Origin of the sequence: Bradyrhizobium sp. 23, from assembly GCF_023073295.1 — a bacterium.
Classification (GTDB): domain Bacteria; phylum Pseudomonadota; class Alphaproteobacteria; order Rhizobiales; family Xanthobacteraceae; genus Bradyrhizobium; species Bradyrhizobium canariense_D.
In genome coordinates, this window is record NZ_JADPJF010000151.1 from 434178 (window position 1) to 446679 (window position 12502).

The 12502-nt window shown below is 63.7% G+C and carries 13 protein-coding genes and 1 tRNA gene; 9 read left to right on the plus strand and 5 right to left on the minus strand.

Features of this window, described 5'->3' with window-relative positions:
* The 4 genes from sppA to aroA all read right to left on the minus strand — a co-directional run.
* Positions 1–909: signal peptide peptidase SppA (gene sppA / locus IVB32_RS39065; protein WP_247413087.1), on the minus strand; the 909-nt coding region annotated here is incomplete at its 3' end.
* Positions 910–1173: 264 nt separating this feature from the next.
* Positions 1174–2880 carry a 30S ribosomal protein S1 gene (gene rpsA / locus IVB32_RS39070; RefSeq protein WP_027566167.1) on the minus strand — a complete coding sequence of 569 codons (1707 nt, stop codon included), beginning with the start codon at positions 2878–2880 and terminating at the stop codon, positions 1174–1176.
* Between the two features lie 267 nt (positions 2881–3147).
* Positions 3148–3786, minus strand: a complete 639-nt coding sequence (gene cmk, locus IVB32_RS39075) for a (d)CMP kinase (RefSeq protein WP_018455758.1) — start codon at positions 3784–3786, stop codon at positions 3148–3150.
* The gene (aroA, locus tag IVB32_RS39080) at positions 3783–5120 is read right to left on the minus strand and encodes a 3-phosphoshikimate 1-carboxyvinyltransferase (RefSeq protein WP_018455757.1); all 1338 of its coding nucleotides are present in this window, start codon (positions 5118–5120) and stop codon (positions 3783–3785) included. Before aroA ends, cmk begins: the two co-directional genes overlap by 4 nt.
* A gap of 172 nt (positions 5121–5292) precedes the next feature.
* Between aroA and IVB32_RS39085 the strand changes: the two genes are divergently transcribed.
* The 3 genes from IVB32_RS39085 to IVB32_RS39095 all read left to right on the plus strand — a co-directional run bounded on the left by IVB32_RS39085 (position 5293) and on the right by IVB32_RS39095 (position 6223).
* Positions 5293–5703 carry a TIGR02300 family protein gene (locus IVB32_RS39085; RefSeq protein ID WP_007598417.1) on the plus strand — a complete coding sequence of 137 codons (411 nt, stop codon included), beginning with the start codon at positions 5293–5295 and terminating at the stop codon, positions 5701–5703.
* Between the two features lie 66 nt (positions 5704–5769).
* Positions 5770–5845 (plus strand) — tRNA-Ala (locus tag IVB32_RS39090).
* A 135-nt stretch (positions 5846–5980) separates the two neighbouring features.
* Positions 5981–6223 carry a GIY-YIG nuclease family protein gene (locus tag IVB32_RS39095; RefSeq protein ID WP_018455755.1) on the plus strand — a complete coding sequence of 81 codons (243 nt, stop codon included), beginning with the start codon at positions 5981–5983 and terminating at the stop codon, positions 6221–6223.
* A 16-nt stretch (positions 6224–6239) separates the two neighbouring features.
* On the opposite strand, the gene IVB32_RS39100 is transcribed toward IVB32_RS39095, so the two are convergent.
* A complete protein-coding gene (locus tag IVB32_RS39100) occupies positions 6240–6701 on the minus strand; it encodes a MarR family transcriptional regulator (protein ID WP_018455754.1) in 462 nt (153 codons plus the stop codon).
* 155 nt (positions 6702–6856) lie between these two features.
* On the opposite strand from IVB32_RS39100, the gene IVB32_RS39105 reads away from it, so the two are divergent.
* The 6 genes from IVB32_RS39105 to IVB32_RS39130 form a co-directional block, all read left to right on the plus strand.
* Positions 6857–7282 carry an organic hydroperoxide resistance protein gene (locus tag IVB32_RS39105; RefSeq protein WP_007598424.1) on the plus strand — a complete coding sequence of 142 codons (426 nt, stop codon included), beginning with the start codon at positions 6857–6859 and terminating at the stop codon, positions 7280–7282.
* Between the two features lie 176 nt (positions 7283–7458).
* Positions 7459–8676, plus strand: a complete 1218-nt coding sequence (locus tag IVB32_RS39110; protein ID WP_026233020.1) for a CaiB/BaiF CoA-transferase family protein — start codon at positions 7459–7461, stop codon at positions 8674–8676.
* Between the two features lie 220 nt (positions 8677–8896).
* Complete coding sequence (ugpB, locus tag IVB32_RS39115; protein WP_247338287.1) at positions 8897–10213, plus strand: sn-glycerol-3-phosphate ABC transporter substrate-binding protein UgpB; 1317 nt, start codon at positions 8897–8899, stop codon at positions 10211–10213.
* A gap of 47 nt (positions 10214–10260) precedes the next feature.
* Positions 10261–11142: a sn-glycerol-3-phosphate ABC transporter permease UgpA gene (ugpA, locus tag IVB32_RS39120; RefSeq protein ID WP_018455751.1), complete on the plus strand. Its 882-nt coding sequence runs from the start codon at positions 10261–10263 to the stop codon at positions 11140–11142.
* Positions 11142–11990, plus strand: coding sequence for a sn-glycerol-3-phosphate ABC transporter permease UgpE (gene ugpE / locus IVB32_RS39125; protein ID WP_018455750.1), 849 nt, complete (start codon positions 11142–11144; stop codon positions 11988–11990). Before ugpA ends, ugpE begins: the two co-directional genes overlap by 1 nt.
* 5 nt (positions 11991–11995) lie before the next feature.
* Positions 11996–12502 (plus strand): ATP-binding cassette domain-containing protein (locus tag IVB32_RS39130; protein ID WP_247413090.1); only part of this gene is annotated, 507 nt, incomplete at its 3' end.

Genomic DNA, 12502 nt, shown 5'->3' on the forward strand with positions numbered 1-12502 from the left:
GCCGGTTTGTCCGATTTGATGCGCAATCGAGCCTAAACCCAGTGCTTCCAGCGTTACTGCGGCCGCCGTCTTGAGGAACGGCAGATCGCTGAAGCGCGGCTGCAGCTTGTAATCGCGCACGGAGAGCCCCTTCTTGACGCCCTTCTGCTCGACCAGCCAGGTCACGGCGGTCTTCTCGTCGCCGATCTGATCGATCAGCTTGAGATCGATGGCCTGGCGTCCGGTGAAGACACGGCCATCAACCACTTTCTCGAGCTGCGTGTCATCCATGCCACGCCGTTCCTTCACCAATCCCTTGAACCAGGCATAGGAATCCTTCACCAACGCATCGAGCGCCGCCCGTGCCTCAGGGCTGGTTGGCTCGAAACCGTTGGGCGCGGCCTTCAGCGGCGTGGACTTTACCTCCTCGACCTTGACGCCGACGGTCTTCAACAGCTCCGAGACGTTCGGAAACTGGAACAGCACGCCGATCGAGCCGACCAGCGAGCTCTGCTGGGCGATGATGTGATCGCTGGCGATCGCGGTGATGTAGCCGCCGGAGGCGGCGAGGCCTTCGACGACGACAACGAGCGGCTTCTTTGCCTTCAACCGTACAAGCGAATCATAGAGCTGCTCGGAGCCGGCGGTGGTGCCGCCCGGCGAATTGATGTGAACGATGACGGCGGCGGCCTGCGAATTCTCCAGCCGCTCGAGCGCCTGGGTGCGATCGGAATCGCTGCGGATCAGGCCCTCGATCTGGACCCGCGCGATCGAGCCGGCGGACGCGAACGTGCCGCGCGCACCAGGCGTCGCGACCAGCGCGAAGCCTGCGATCGCCGCGATCGCGATCAGCGCGGCCAATACGCGCCAGAACGTCAGCTTGCGGCGGATCCTGCGGCGATCGACGATGATGTCCGAATCGAGTGACATCTCAATATCTCCAAATGAAAGGCCAGGCGCGTTGTGCCGTCGCAGCGTCGCCATTGGCTTATCTGGATACATCAATTGCGGCGCAATTAGAAGAAAACAAGGCCGGCTGCCGCGTAGCCCGGATGGAGCGCAAGCGTAATCCGGGGTTCTCGCCTCACGGAGAGGCTTTCCCGGATTTCACTTCGCCCCATCCGGGCGACGACCTCACTACAAAAAAGCCCCGGCTCGCGCCGGGGCTTTGATGCAGTGAAACCTGCGTTTCGCTTACTTGGTGTCGCGGTTCTTGAGCGCGGTGCCGAGGATGTCGCCGAGCGTTGCTCCCGAATCGGAAGAGCCGTACTGCGCGATGGCTTCCTTCTCTTCGGCGACTTCGAGCGCCTTGATCGACACCTGGACCTTGCGGGCCTTCTTGTCGAACTGGATCACGCGGGCATCGACCTTCTCGCCGACGGCGAAGCGTTCGGCGCGCTGATCGTTGCGGTCACGAGCGAGCTCCGAGCGCTTCACGAACGTGGTGAAGTCGGTACCGGTGATCTTCACCTCGATGCCGCTCTCCTTCACTTCGATCACTTCGCAGGTCACGACCGCGCCCTTCTTGACATCGCCCGGCTCGGCGAAGGGGTCGCCTTCAAGCTGTTTGATTCCAAGAGAAATGCGCTCCTTCTCGACGTCCACATCGAGCACCACGGCCTTCACCATGTCGCCCTTCTTGTAGTTGTCGATCACCTGCTCGCCCGGCTGCTTCCAGTCGAGGTCGGAGAGATGGACCATGCCGTCGACGTCGCCCTCGAGGCCCAGGAACAAACCGAATTCGGTCTTGTTCTTGACCTCGCCCTCGACCGTCGAACCGGTCGGGTGACCTTCGACGAAGACCTCCCACGGGTTGCGCATGGTCTGCTTGAGGCCGAGCGAGATGCGGCGCTTGACGGAATCGACTTCCAGCACCTGCACTTCGACTTCCTGCGAGGTCGAAACGATCTTGCCGGGGTGCATGTTCTTCTTGGTCCACGACATCTCGGAGACGTGGATCAGGCCTTCGATGCCCGGCTCGAGCTCGACGAACGCGCCGTAGTCGGTGATGTTGGTGACGCGACCGGTGAAGCGGGCACCCAGCGGGTACTTGGCTTCGATGCCCTGCCACGGATCGTCCAACAGCTGCTTCATGCCCAGCGAGATGCGGTGCGTCTCGTGGTTGATCTTGATGATCTTGACCTTCACGGTCTGGCCGATCGAGAGCACCTCGGTCGGGTGGTTGACGCGGCGCCACGCGATGTCGGTGACGTGCAGCAGACCGTCGATGCCGCCGAGATCAACGAACGCACCGTAATCGGTGATGTTCTTGACCACGCCGTCGATGACCTGACCCTCTTCGAGGTTCTGCACCAGCTCCTGACGCTGCTCGGCGCGGGTCTCTTCGAGAACCGTGCGGCGGGACACGACGATGTTGCCGCGGCGGCGGTCCATCTTGAGGATCTGGAACGGCTGCGAGTTGTTCATCAGCGGCGCAACGTCGCGGATCGGACGGATGTCGACCTGCGAACGCGGCAGGAAGGCCACGGCACCGTCGAGGTCGACGGTGAAGCCGCCCTTGACCTGGTTGAAGATGACGCCGTTGACCTTCTCGTTGTTCTGGAAGGCCTTCTCGAGCTTGCCCCAGCTCTCTTCGCGGCGCGCCTTGTCACGCGACAGCACGGCTTCGCCGAGGGCGTTCTCGATCCGATCGAGGAACACTTCCACCTCGTCGCCGACCTTGAGCTCGCTGTCACGGCCGGGGCCGGAAAATTCGCGCAGGGCAACGCGGCCCTCCGTCTTCAGGCCGACGTCGATGACGGCCATGTCCTTTTCGATTGCAACAACCTTGCCCTTGATGACTGAGCTTTCCTGCAGGTTGCCGCCTGCGAAGGACTCGTCGAGCATCGCGGCGAAATCGTCGCGCGACGGGCTATAGGTATCAGCAGAAGTCGAAGCCATTTGTTCTCCAGTTGCGGATGTCATGCCGGCCGTTGGGTTCTTGGGCGCACCGTACGCGCAGTGTCGGAAGGTCCGCAGAACCTTCGAGCGACCGCTCGCTGCTCCGACCTGGAGGGCGGAACAGCGGAAGCGGGCCGGCTGAGGCCCGCGCGTTCGATACGTGGAAATCTTTTGTCCGGAACCTGGATCGCGTCGGCCCCGAGCAGGGACCGAGAGTATCGACCTCAAAGAGCGGGAGCGGGCGCTTCCTCCAATGACGGCAGCGGCTTAACCCCGCGACCGGCCCGCTCGGACGGCCTCGATAATGTCGATGGCGGCCCGGACGCCGCCTTCTATATCCAGTTGGGAGTTATCTAGCAAGTAAGCATCCGGAGCCGGCTTCAGGGGGGCGATCGCCCGGTTCTTGTCGCGCTCGTCGCGCTGGATGATATCGGCGAGCACGGCCGCCTCGTCCGCCTCCTCGCCCCGCGCCTTGGCCTCCATGGTCCGGCGGCGGGCACGGACCTTGGGGTCGGCGACGACGAAGATCTTCACGTCGGCATGGGGGCAGATCACGGTTCCAATATCGCGCCCATCGAGCACGGCGCCGGGCGGATCGGCGGCGAATTGCCGCTGAAAGTTGATGAGGGCCTCGCGCACCTTGGGGATCGCCGAGACGATCGAGGCGCCCTCGCCGGCCTTCTGGGTCTTCAGGGCGGGATTGCCGAACTTTTCGGGATCGAGTTCCAGCGCCGCAGCGACCGCCGCCGCCTCGTCCCGGAGATCATGACCGGACTGCATCAGGGAATAGGCCACCGCGCGATAGATTACGCCGGTATCAAGGTGACGGTAGCCGTAATGGTGGGCAAGGCGCTTGCCGAGGGTGCCCTTGCCCGACGCCGCGGGCCCGTCGATGGCAATGATCATGAAAAATCGGCCCCAAGCGAACGCATCATCGGGATGAAATCCGGAAAACTGGTGGCGATGAAGGCGGTGTCATCGACGGTTACCGGCTGATCGGAGGCGCAGCCCATCACCAGCGCGGACATCGCGATGCGATGATCCATGTGGGTGGCCACCACGCCGCCGCCGGGAACGTGGCCGCGGCCTTCGACGATCAAATCGTCGCCGCAGACCTCGACCTTGACACCGTTGACGCGGAGCATGGCGGCGGTGGCCTCCAAACGGTCGGATTCCTTCACGCGCAGCTCCTGGAGGCCGCGCATGATGGTCGTGCCCTCGGCAAAGGCGGCCGCCACCGCCAGCACCAGATATTCGTCGATCATCGACGGTGCACGCTCCGGCGGCACCTCGACACCGCGCAATTTCGAGGCGCGTACCCGCAGCTTTGCCATCGGCTCGCCAGCGTCGCCACGAACTTCGCTTTCCTCGATCGAGGCACCCATTTCGCGCAGCGTGGTGAAAAGACCGGTGCGCAGCGGATTGGTCATGACGTCGGACAGGACGATTTCGGAGCCTTCGACGATCAGCGCAGCAACGATAGGGAACGCCGCCGACGAGGGATCGGCGGGCACGACGACATTGGCGCCATGCAGCTCCGGCTGCCCCACGAGCGTGATACGGCGGCCGTGCTGACCTTCTTGCACTGAGGTGATCTCGGCGCCGAAATGCTTGAGCATCAGTTCGGTGTGGTCGCGACTGGCCTCGGTCTCGATGACGGTCGTGGCGCCCGGCGCGGCCAGGCCCGCGAGCAGCACGGCGGATTTGATCTGGGCCGAGGCCACAGGCGTCTTGTAGGTGATCGGCAGCGGATCGCGCGCACCCTGGACGGTCAGCGGCAGACGGCCGCCCGCGCCGCCGGAGACGACCTTCGCGCCCATCTTTTCCAGGGGATCCAGGATCCGGCGCATGGGCCGGCTGCGCAGTGAGGCATCGCCGTCGAAAACCGCGGAGATCGGACAGCCGGCGACGGCGCCCATGACGAGCCGGCAGCCGGTGCCGGAGTTGCCGAAATCCAGCGGCGCTTTGGGCTCCGCGAAGCCTGCGACACCCACGCCGTTCACCTTCCAGGCGAAATCTCCGGTACGCTCGACCCCGGCGCCGAGCGCCTGCATGGATTTGGCGGTGTTAAGGACGTCCTCGCCCTCCAGGAGGCCCGAAATCCGCGTCTCTCCGACCGCGAGCGCGCCGAGGATGAGGGCACGGTGGGAGATCGACTTGTCTCCGGGCACCCTTACTTTCCCGGTCAGGGGACCGCTGGCGCGCGACTGGAGCGGCGTCGGCTTGTCGGAATCGGTCAAGTTTGTGTCCTTGGGTAGGCCCGAAACGTCCCTGTGGGACTCGCGGGGCAGGTACCACATGGTCTCCCCGCCGTCACGGGCATGTCGTTCTCCCGCAATGCGCTATTGACAGCGGGCCGCCAACTAGCCAAGTGAAGCACCGCTTTTCAGACATTTCCAGGATTCCTCTGCCGTGGCCAAGTCCGAACTCGGAACTAAACGTATTTGCCCGACCACGGGCAAAAAGTTCTATGACCTCAACAAGAATCCGGTGATCTCGCCCTATACCGGTGAAGTCGTGCCGATCGCGCCCATCGCGCCGGCTCGCGCACCCCGCGGTGCCGAAGCCCGTCACGCAGCCGCTGCCGCCGACGCCACGCCAGAGCCGGCGGAGGTCGAGGAGGTCTCGCTCGAGGAGGCCGATGCCGAGGAGAACACCGGCAAGGTCAAGGCCGTCGTGCCCGAATCCGAGGACGACATCGAAGTCGATGAAACTATCGAGGACGATGACGACGATGATTCGACCTTTATCGCCGACGACGAAGAAGGCGATGAGGACGTCACCGACATCATTGGTGATGTCGGCGGTGACGAAGAGACTTGAGATAATTCCAGAACTGTGGTTCTGGGTCTTTCCCGACGCGTCGCCCAAGGCGCGTCGGACGGTTAAGGGGCCATAGCTCAGCTGGGAGAGCGCTTGCATGGCATGCAAGAGGTCGGCGGTTCGATCCCGCCTGGCTCCACCACGCTTCGCCCTTCGGGCTACGCGTGGCGCAGCCGCGCGGAGCTCGAAGGGCGAAGCGTGGTGTCCGGCGAAGCCCGAAGGGCGAAGACGGACTGGTGAGACTCCCACGCAGCGGCTGCCCGGGCGATAATCGTCAATGTGGTACGTCTACATCCTCCGCAGCATCGAATTTCCCGAGCAGGAATACGTTGGGGCTACGGAAGATCTGAAGCGCCGGTTTCCAGAGCACAATGCTGGCAAATCCACCCACACTGCCAAGTTCAAGCCTTGGAAGCTGATCTGGTACTGCGCCTTCCCTGACAAGCACAAAGCGCTCGCTTTTGAAGCCTACCTGAAGTCTCACTCCGGCCGAGCCTTCACAAAGAAGCGGCTGTCCTAAGAGCGCACCTCTAACCCTACTCCCCGATCACCGCATTCAACCGATCGCGCAACGCCACAATCTCGTCCTTCATCGCGACAAGCTCCGAGACCGAGCAGTCCGATGCCGCCAGAATCGATTGCGGCACGGCCCGCGCCTTGTCCTTCAAGGCCTGGCCCTGCGGCGTCAACGCGATCAGCACCTGACGCTCGTCCTCGCTCGAGCGCGTGCGCTTGACGAGGTGGGCCGCCTCGAGCCGCTTGAGCAGCGGTGTCAGCGTGCCCGAATCCAGGTGCAGCTTTTCGCCGATGCTCTTGACCGGCACGTCGTCGCGCTCCCACAGCACCAGCATCACCAGATATTGCGGATAGGTCAGGCCGAGCCGGTCCAGCAGCGGCTTGTAGACGCGGTTGAACGCATGCGCGGCGGAATAGACCGCGAAGCAGATCTGGTTGTCGAGGCGCAGCGGCGCGTCCGCTGCCGAATGTTTCCGGGGCATCGAGAATCTCACAGGACTTGCTCCATTCTGGGGCCGGCCGTCGCTACATTCAATTGCGAACAATTAAATGTGAGACGCTATAATTTCAATTGCGCGCAATCTAATTGCCTGCGATAAAGATGGCGCCCCCACCCCGAAAACACAGGGAGACAAAAATGTCAGTGAACGTCCTCTACAAGACCAGCGCAAAGGCCACCGGCGGCCGCGACGGCCATGCCGCGACCCTCGACGGCGCGCTCGACGTCAAGCTCACCACGCCGAAGGAGCTCGGCGGCGGAGGCGGCGCCGGCAACAATCCCGAGCAGCTGTTTGCTGCGGGCTATGCCGCCTGCTTCATCGGCGCGATGAAGTTCGTGTCCTCGCAGGGCGGCCCCAAGGTTCCGGCCGACGCCTCCGTGACCTCGACCGTCGGCATCGGCCCGCGCGCGGCCGGCGGCTTCGGTCTCGACATCGACCTTGCCGTCTCGCTGCCGGGCCTCGCCCGCGCGGAAGCCGAGGCGCTGGTCGAGAAGGCGCACCAGGTGTGCCCGTATTCCAACGCGACGCGCGGCAATGTCGACGTCCGTCTGACGGTCGTCTGATCGGTTAGCTGAAGCGGCTGGCCCGAGATACCCCTCGGGCCGGCCGCCTCCCTTGATTTGCCATCCCGCGGGATTGCGGCGAGCGGCCTGCATGACGCCCTACGCGCGAAGCCATTGCCGGCTCGGACGAACCTCGTTAGGCCTGTGATCAATACCGACACAGGGGACGCGAAGGCATGACTGAAGCCGCCAGTTCTGGAGCTGCCATGGGTGCAATGAGCGGCCTGCGCGTCATCGATCTGACGCGCGTGCTCGGCGGCCCCTATTGCACCCAGATCCTCGCCGACCATGGCGCCGACGTGATCAAGGTCGAGCCGCCCGCAGGCGACGAGGTACGCGACTGGGGCCCTCCCTTCCACGAGGAAGACGCGGCCTATTTCATCGGCATCAACCGCAACAAGCGCTCGATCGGCCTCGACCTCGCCTCCGAGGGCGGCCGGACCGTGCTGCTCAAGATGCTGGAGAGCGCCGACGTCCTGATCGAGAACTTCAAGCCGGGCACGCTGGAGAAATGGGGCATCGGCAACGAGGTGTTACGCGAGAAATTTCCGCGCCTCGTGCATTGCCGGATCTGCGGCTTCGGCGCCGACGGCCCGCGCGGCGGCAATCCCGGCTATGACGCCATCATCCAGGCCATGACCGGCATGATCGCGGCGACCGGCTCGCCCGAGAGCGGACCGATGCGGATCGGCGTGCCGCTGGTCGACATCGGCACCGGCCTCTATGCGGCGATCGGCATCTTGATGGCGCTGTCGGAGCGGCAGCGCTCGGGCCAGGGCCAGTTCCTGGAGACCACGCTGTACGAGACCGGTCTCGCCATCATGCATCCGCACACCGCGAATTATTTCATGCATGGCAAGCCGCCGTCGCTCACCGGCAACGAGCATCCCAACCTCGTGCCCTATGCGATCTTCCCGACCAAGACCGACGACATCTTCATCGGCGTCGGCAATGACGGCACCTTCCGCAAGCTCGCCAAGGAGATCGGCAAGCCCGAGCTCGGCACCGATCCGCGCTTTGCGCGCAACAAGGATCGCATCGGCAATCGCGAGGCGCTGCGGGCCGAGCTTGCCGCCGTGTTCAGCCAGCACGAGGCCGAGCCGCTGTGCAATCGCCTGCTCGCCGCGGGCCTGCCCGCCGGCCCCGTGCAGAAGATCGACCAGGCATTGACCAACCCGCACACGATCGCGCGCGGCGATATTATCGAGAAGGATTGGTACAAGGGCGTGGCGTCGCCGATCCGGCTCGACCGCAGCAAGCCGAGCCTGCGGCGCCTGCCGCCGAAATTCAGCGAGCACGCCGCCGAGGTCCTGGGCGAATTCGGCTACTCCAGGTCCGAGATCGACGCGATGGTCGAGCAGGGCACTGTCTGCGGCCCCGAGCGCAAGCGCTAGCGCCCTCGCCTTCCACATCCCACGGCAATGCCGCAGTGCGGTGCGGGCGCTCTGTGCACCGCGAACGGAGGACGCTGCGCGCGCGGCATTCGCCTATTTGACGGCTTCCCTTTTCCAGCGCTTGCCGCTTTCGTTTCGGCCGCTTACACGGTCATGTGAACGTCATATGGCGCTGCTAGCGCAAGCGATCATTTTTGACGGCCCAAGGGAGGTTTACTTGATGGCTCTTCGACATTTTGGAGCGGCTGCCGCTATTGCACTCACGGTTGGACTATCGGCCTCGCCGGCCTTGGCCGTGACCGAAATCCAGTGGTGGCACGCGATGACCGGCGCCAACAACGACGTCATCGTCAAGCTCGCCACCGACTTCAACGCGTCGCAGAGCGACTACAAGGTGATCCCGACCTACAAGGGCAACTATCCCGATACGATGAACGCCGGCATCGCGGCGTTCCGCGCCGGCAACGCCCCGCACATCATGCAGGTGTTCGAAGTCGGCACCGCGACCATGATGGCCGCGACCGGCGCCGTGAAGCCCGTCTACAAGCTGATGGCCGACGCCGGCGAGAAGTTCGACCCCAAGATCTACCTGCCCGCCATCACCGGTTATTATTCGACGTCGAAGGGCGAGATGCTGTCCTTCCCTTTCAACTCGTCCTCGACCGTGATGTGGGTGAACCTCGACGAGCTGAAGAAGGCGAACGTAGAGATCCCGAAGACCTGGCCCGAAACGTTCGAGGCCGCCAAGAAGCTGAAGGCTGCCGGTCATGACACCTGCGGCTTCTCGGGCTCCTGGATCACCTGGGTCAATCTCGAGCAGCTCTCGGCGTGGCACAACGTGCCGCTCGCCAGCAAGGCCAACGGCCTCGACGGCTTCGACACCGTGCTCGAGTTCAACGGACCGCTTCAGGTCAAGCATCTCGAAACCCTGGTCGAGCTGCAGAAGACCAAGACCTATGACTACGCCGGCCGCACCAACACCGGCGAAGGCCGCTTCACTTCGGGCGAGTGCCCGATCTACCTGACCTCGTCGGCCTTCTTCGGCAACGTCAAGGCGCAGGCCAAGTTCAACTTCACCGCCGTGCCGATGCCGTATTATCCCGACGTCAAGGGCGCACCGCAGAACTCGATCATCGGCGGCGCTTCGCTGTGGGTGATGGGCGGCAAGTCGGCCGAGGAATACAAGGGCGTCGCGAAATTCCTGACCTTCCTCTCCGACACCGATCGCCAGGTCTACATCCACAAGGCCTCCGGCTACCTGCCGATCACCAAGGCGGCCTACGCCAAGGCGAAGGAAGAAGGCTTCTACAAGGATCAGCCCTATCTCGAGACCCCGCTGCTCGAGCTGACCAACAAGGAGCCGACCGAGAATTCGCGCGGTCTGCGCCTCGGCAACATGGTGCAGCTGCGTGACGTCTGGTCGGAAGAGATTGAGCAAGCGCTGGCCGGCAAGAAGAGCGCCAAGCAGGCGCTCGATGCCGCCGTCGAGCGCGGCAACACGATGCTGCGGCAGTTCGAAAAGACCGCCGTCAAGTGAGGCAATGAGCGGCAGGCCGCGACCCGGCCTGCCGCTCTGCTGGCATCATGCAAAAGCAAGCCATCTTCCAGTCAAGACTGTTACCGTACGCGCTGGTTGCGCCGCAGCTCGCGATCGTCCTGATTTTCTTCTATTGGCCGGCCCTGCAGGCGGTGATCCAGTCCTTCCTGCTCCAGGATGCGTTCGGTCTGTCGACCACCTTTGTCTGGTTCGAGAATTACGTCGAGCTGTTCAAGGACGCAGCCTATTTCGAGGCGATCGTCCGGACCTTCTTGTTCTCGTTCGCCATCGCCGTCTCGTCGCTGTCCTTTGCGCTGCTGCTCGCCGTGATGGCGGACAAGCCGCTGCGTGGCTCGATGCTCTACCGCACGCTCCTGATCTGGCCCTATGCGGTGGCACCGCCCGTGGTCGGCGTGCTCTGGATCTTCATGCTGCATCCCTCGCTCGGCGTGCTCTCGCGCTATCTGCGCAATATGGGCGTCGACTGGAATCCGCTGCTCGACGGCGACCAGGCCGCGGCGCTGATCATCCTCGCCGCCGCGTGGAAGCAGATCTCCTATAATTTCCTGTTCTTCCTCGCCGGCCTGCAAGCGATCCCAAAGAGCGTGTTCGAGGCCGCCGCGATCGACGGCGCCCGTCCGATGCGGCGGTTCTGGACCGTGACCTTCCCGTTGCTGTCGCCGACCATCTTCTTCCTGCTGGTGGTCAACATCGTCTACGCCTTCTTCGACACGTTCGGCATCATCGACACGATGACCCGCGGCGGCCCCGGAACGTCGACGGTCACGCTGGTCTACAAGGTCTATTCCGACGGCCTGCTCGGCGGCAATCTCGGCAGCTCGGCGGCGCAGTCGGTGATCCTGATGGTCATGGTCATCGTGCTCACCGGAATCCAGTTCCGGTTCGTCGAACGCAAGGTGACCTACTGATGGTCGAGGAAGAGGGCTTCCGGCGCAACATCGCCCACATCATCCTCTGGATCGGGATCGCGGTCGTCGCCTTCCCCGTCTACATCGCGTTCGTCGCCTCGACCCAGGACAACGCGCTGATCGCCAACGGGCAAATGTCGCTGCTGCCGGGCGGCCATTTCTTCGAGGTCTACTACCAGACCATTTTCGTCGGCACGAGCGGATCGACCCGCGAGCCCGTCGGCAACATGATGCTGAACTCGCTGGTGATGGCGCTGCTGATCGCGGTCGGCAAGATCGCGATCTCGATCATCTCGGCCTACGCGATCGTCTATTTCCGCTTTCCCTTCCGGATGCCGATCTTCTGGATCATCTTCATCACGCTGATGCTGCCGGTCGAGGTGCGCATCTATCCGACCTACAAGATCGTCGCCGATCTGCACATGCTCGACAGCTATGCGGGCCTGTCACTGCCGCTGATCGCCTCCGCCACCGCGACGCTGCTGTTTCGCCAGTTCTTCATGACGGTGCCGGACGAGCTGCTGGAGGCCTCGCGCATCGACGGCGCCGGTCCCCTGCGCTTCTTCTGGGATACGCTGCTGCCGCTGTCGCGCACCAACATGGCGGCGCTGTTCGTGATCCTCTTCATCCTCGGCTGGAATCAATATCTCTGGCCGCTGCTGATCACCACCCGCGACGACATGCAGACCATCCAGGTCGGCATCCGCAAGATGATCACCACCACCGACGCGCTGACCGAATGGCCGATCGTGATGGCGACGGCCGTGCTCGCGATGCTGCCGCCGGTGTTCGTCGTCGTCGTGATGCAGAAACTGTTCGTGCGCGGACTCGTGGAGACGGAAAAGTAAATCCCATGGCTAACGTCACCCTGCGCAACGTCCGCAAAACCTATCCCGGCGGCTTCGAGGCCATCAAGGGCGTCAACGTCGATGTCGGCGACGGCCAGTTCTGCGTGCTGGTCGGGCCCTCCGGCTGCGGCAAGTCGACATTGCTGCGCATGGTCGCAGGCCTCGAAACCGTCACCGGCGGCGAGATCGACATCGGCGGCCGCATCGTCAACCAGATCGAGCCCGCCGACCGCGACATCGCGATGGTGTTCCAGAACTACGCGCTCTATCCGCATATGAGCGTCTTCAACAACATGGCTTACGGCCTGCGCAACCGCGGCATGAAGGAGGCCGAGGTCAAGACCCGCGTCGACGAAGCCGCCCGCGTGCTCGAGCTCACCTCGATGCTGGAGCGCAAGCCGCGCCAGCTCTCCGGCGGCCAGCGCCAGCGCGTCGCCATGGGCCGCGCCATCGTGCGCCAGCCGAAGGTGTTTCTGTTCGACGAGCCGCTCTCCAATCTTGACGCCAAACTC

Bases quoted from the DNA above. Each gene is read 5' to 3' on its own strand.
- IVB32_RS39095 (WP_018455755.1), top strand. From the start codon at position 5,981: ATGTGGTACGTCTACATCCTCCGCAGCATCGAATTTCCCGAGCAGGAA.
- IVB32_RS39105 (WP_007598424.1), top strand. From the start codon at position 6,857: ATGTCAGTGAACGTCCTCTACAAGACCAGCGCAAAGGCCACCGGCGGC.
- ugpE (WP_018455750.1), top strand. From the start codon at position 11,142: ATGGTCGAGGAAGAGGGCTTCCGGCGCAACATCGCCCACATCATCCTC.
- ugpB (WP_247338287.1), top strand. From the start codon at position 8,897: ATGGCTCTTCGACATTTTGGAGCGGCTGCCGCTATTGCACTCACGGTT.
- ugpA (WP_018455751.1), top strand. From the start codon at position 10,261: ATGCAAAAGCAAGCCATCTTCCAGTCAAGACTGTTACCGTACGCGCTG.
- rpsA (WP_027566167.1), bottom strand. From the start codon at position 2,880: ATGGCTTCGACTTCTGCTGATACCTATAGCCCGTCGCGCGACGATTTC.
- IVB32_RS39100 (WP_018455754.1), bottom strand. From the start codon at position 6,701: ATGCCCCGGAAACATTCGGCAGCGGACGCGCCGCTGCGCCTCGACAAC.
- IVB32_RS39110 (WP_026233020.1), top strand. From the start codon at position 7,459: ATGACTGAAGCCGCCAGTTCTGGAGCTGCCATGGGTGCAATGAGCGGC.
- cmk (WP_018455758.1), bottom strand. From the start codon at position 3,786: ATGATCATTGCCATCGACGGGCCCGCGGCGTCGGGCAAGGGCACCCTC.